Raw genomic sequence first — 3974 nt, 5'->3', positions numbered from 1 at the left:
GCGGCGAGCAGCGACCGCCAGTGGGTGATCCGTGCCCACGCCAGATCGGTATCGCCCGGCGAGTAGCCGGCCGCACGCTTGACCAGCGCGTCGGTCGGGTGCCCCTCCGTGTCGGAGTCGACGATGCGACGCCGTGCCAGCCGCCCGACCTTGTCCTCGGACAACAGCGTCGGGGAGTGCCGGGGCCACCACACCGCCAGGGGGGTGTCGGGCAGGAGCAGGGGAGTGACGATCGCGGCCGATTGCGATGCCAGGCCGCCGGAGGTCCGCAGCACGACCACCTCCGCCGCGCCGGCGTCTCCACCGACCCGGATCTGTCCGTCGAGGCGATCACCGTCGGCGCGGCGTCCGCGGATGACCACGATCACGCGACAGGGGTGCTCGCGGCTCGCCTCGTTGGCGGCATCGATCGCCGCTTCGCTCCCACGGACATGGTCGGTGAGCACGATGAGCGTGAGGACACGGCCGATGGTGCTGAGGCCGGATTCCTCACGGATCTGGACCAGCTTCTTGGCGATCTCCCGCGTGGAGGTGTCGGGAAGGTCGATGATCACGGTCGCCTCCATGCCCGGCCGCTACGGGCCAGTATCTCGTCGGCGCCCTCCGGCCCCCACGTTCCGGCCTGGTACTGCTCAGGGGTTCCCTGCGACGCCCACTCCGAGAGCACGGGATCGAGCAACATCCAGCTCAGTTCGACCTCTCGGGAGACGGGGAACAGGGACGGCTCGCCCAGGAGGACGTCGAGGATGAGCCGCTCGTACGCCTCGGGGGAGGACTCGGTGAACGCCTCGCCATAGGCGAAGTCCATGTTGACGTCGCGGACCTCCATGGCCGTCCCCGGGACCTTCGAGCCGAACCGGAGCGTGACCCCCTCGTCGGGCTGAACCCTGATGACAAGCGCGTTCTGGCCCAGCTCCTGGGTCATGGTCGCGTCGAACGGCAGGTGCGGGGCGCGGCGGAACACCACGGCGATCTCGGTGACGCGGCGTCCGAGACGCTTGCCGGTGCGCAGATAGAACGGCACGCCGGCCCATCGCCGGTTGTGGACTTCGAGCGTGATCGCGGCGTACGTCTCGGTGGTGGACGAGGGGTCGTACCCCTCCTCCTCCTTGAGCCCGACGACGTGCTCGGAGCCCTGCCACCCGGCCGAGTACTGACCGCGCGCGGCGGTTTCGGCTATGGGCAGCGCCAGGGAAGTCGACTCCAGGACCTTGGTCTTCTCCGCCCGGAGTGCTGCTGCGGAGAAGTCGGTGGGTTCCTCCATCGCCACCAGTGCCATCAACTGGATGAGGTGGTTCTGGATGACGTCCCGTGCCGCTCCGATCCCGTCGTAGTAGCCGGCGCGGCCACCCAATCCGATGTCCTCGGCCATCGTGATCTGCACGTGGTCCACGTGATTGGCGTTCCAGACAGGCTCGAACAGCTGGTTCGCGAACCGGAGGGCCAGAATGTTCTGGACGGTCTCCTTGCCCAGGTAGTGGTCGATCCGAAAGACGGAGTCCTCCGGGAAGACCGCCCCCACCACGTCGTTCAGTTCTCTCGCGCTGTCGAGGTCATGACCGAACGGCTTCTCGATCACCACCCGTCGCCAGGACCCGTCCGGCCCCCTGGTGGCGCCGGTCCGGTCGAGGTGCCGACAGACCGTGGGGAAGTCGTCCGGGGGAATCGACAGGTAGAACGCATAGTTCCCGGCTGTGCCGCGCTCTGATTCCAGCACCTCCAGCTCGTCCGCGAGGCGATCGAAGCCCTCGTCGTCGTCGAACGTTCCGGTCACGAACCGCAGTCCGGCGGCGAGTTGGTCCCACACGTCCTCGCGGAACGGGGTCCGACACTTCTCTCGCGCGCACTCGCGAGCGAACTCCGCGAACTGCTCGCTCGACCACTTCCTACGGCCGAAACCGATGAGCGAGAACCCGGGAGGAAGCAGACCGCGGTTGGCGAGGTCGTACACCGCCGGGATCAGCTTCTTCTTGGACAGATCACCGGTGACGCCGAAGATCACCAGGCCCGACGGGCCGGCGATCCGGGGGAGACGTCGGTCTCGCGGATCGCGTAGTGGGTTGGTCGGCTCCGGTGCCTCGGAGCCGACCGCGCCGGGGCGGTGCCCCGGGGCCGACTCGCTCACGAACCTGCCGGGATCTCGTCGATCCGCGACCTCACGGTGTCCGACAGGGCGTCCCACGCCGTGACGAACTTCTCGACGCCCTGCTGCTCGAGCAGCGCGAAGACCTCGTCGAGGTCGATCCCGTCCGCGCGGAGGGCGTCGAGGGTCGCACGGGAGGCAGCAGCCGAGCCACGGACGGTGTCGCCCTCGAGTACCCCGTGATCAGCGAACGCCTCCATGGTGGCGAAGGGCATGGTGTTGACCGTCCCGTGCGTGACCAGCCCCGTCACGTACAGCGTGTCGGGGTAAGCGGGGTCCTTGACCCCGGTCGAGGCCCAGAGCAGGCGCTGCGGGCGAGCACCGCGATCAGCGAGTGCGCCGAAACGCCCGGACGGATCGAACAGCTCGTCGTAGACCTCCTGGCACAGACGCGCATTCGCGAGCCCGGCCTGACCCCGCAGCGCGGAGTCCTCCGGGAGACGTGAATCGATCTCGGTGTCGAGTCTGGAGACGAAGACGGACGCGACCGAGTGGATTGTCGACAGGTCATGACCTGCCTCCGCTGCCCGTTCGAGACCGGCGATGTACGCCTGCGCGACCTTACGGTACTGATCGACCGAGAAGATCAGCGTGACGTTGACGTCGATACCCTTACCGATCACCTCGGTGATGGCCGGCAGCCCGGCCGCGGTGGCGGGAATCTTGATCATGACGTTCGGGCGGTCCACGACGTCGGCGAGCTCCACGGCCTGGGTGACCGTGGCCTCGGTCTGATCCGCGAGTCGCGGATCGACCTCGAGAGACACTCGTCCGTCAACACCGCCGGTCGACCGGAAGGTGTCCGCCAGGACATCGCACGCATCGCGGACATCCGCGGTGGTGAGCGCACGGAGGACCGCATCGACGTCGCGGTCGGCGGCCACCGCCTCGGTGAGAGCCGACTCGTACGCCGACGAATCGGACAGAGCCGACTGGAAGATCGCCGGGTTGGTGGTGACACCCACCACCGAGTAGGTCGACATCCGCGACGCCAACTCACCCGATCCGATGAGCTGGCGCGACAGATCGTCGAGCCAGACGGAAACGCCGGCAGCGCTGAGCGCGGCGAGATTAGCGTTGGTCATCATGCCTCCTCGGCAACAGCCGCGAGCGACTCACGGGCGGCCGCGACCACCGCGTCGGCGGTGATCCCGAACTCGGTGAACAGGGTCTGATAGGGCGCCGAGGCACCGAAATGCTCCAGGGAGACGGCCCGGCCGGCATCACCGAGGAAGCGGTACCACGGCATCGCGATTCCCGCCTCGGCCGAGACACGGGCGCGAACGGCACGGGGCAGGACGGACTCGCGGTACTCAGCGTCCTGCTGATCGAAGAACTCGACACACGGCACCGAGACGACCCGGGTCGGCACACCCTCGGACTCGAGGACCTCGCGCGCGGCCACCGCGAGCTGCACCTCGGAACCTGTGCCCATCAGGATCACCTCGGGGACGCCTGCGGACGCCTCCGCGAGCACGTACGCACCGCGCTCGACGCCCTCGCGCGCCGACTCGGCTGTGCCCTCGAGAACCGGAACGTCCTGACGGGTCAGACACAGGCCCTTGGGGCCGTCGAGGGCCATCAGCATGGCCCGCCACGCGGCTGCCGTCTCGTTGGCGTCGGCCGGACGCAGGATCGCCAGGCCGGGGATGGCGCGCAACGCGGCCAACTGTTCGACGGGCTGGTGCGTGGGCCCGTCCTCGCCGAGTCCGATCGAGTCGTGGGTCCACACGTAGTACGCGTTACTGCCCTGGAGGGCGGCCAGCCGGACCGCCGGCCGCATGTACTCGCTGAAGATGAGGAACGTCCCGCCGTACGGCCGGGTGGGACC

At 68.5% G+C, this 3974-nt stretch carries 4 protein-coding genes; all 4 read right to left on the bottom strand.

Annotation, left to right across the window (positions count from 1 at the left end; genetic code table 11):
• The coding region (locus tag ACWIE7_RS01000; protein ID WP_454068380.1) for a glucose-6-phosphate dehydrogenase assembly protein OpcA at nt 1–566 on the bottom strand (566 nt) is incomplete at its 3' end.
• Nucleotides 551–2125: a glucose-6-phosphate dehydrogenase gene (gene zwf, locus ACWIE7_RS00995; protein WP_454068379.1), complete on the bottom strand. Its 1575-nt coding sequence runs from the start codon at nt 2123–2125 to the stop codon at nt 551–553. The genes ACWIE7_RS01000 and zwf, both read right to left, overlap by 16 nt.
• Entirely contained in the window at nt 2122–3231 is a 1110-nt protein-coding gene (gene tal, locus ACWIE7_RS00990) for a transaldolase (protein ID WP_454068378.1), read from the bottom strand. The genes zwf and tal overlap by 4 nt, the downstream gene beginning before the upstream one ends.
• The coding region (locus tag ACWIE7_RS00985) for a transketolase-like TK C-terminal-containing protein (protein WP_454068377.1) at nt 3228–3974 on the bottom strand (747 nt) is incomplete at its 5' end. The genes ACWIE7_RS00985 and tal, both read right to left, overlap by 4 nt.

This window comes from Dietzia sp. NPDC055343, assembly GCF_053645265.1.
This window is presented reverse-complemented; position numbering and strand designations above follow the sequence as displayed.

Coding starts and splice junctions, on each gene's coding strand:
- tal (WP_454068378.1), bottom strand. CDS start 3,231: ATGATGACCAACGCTAATCTCGCCGCGCTCAGCGCTGCCGGCGTTTCC.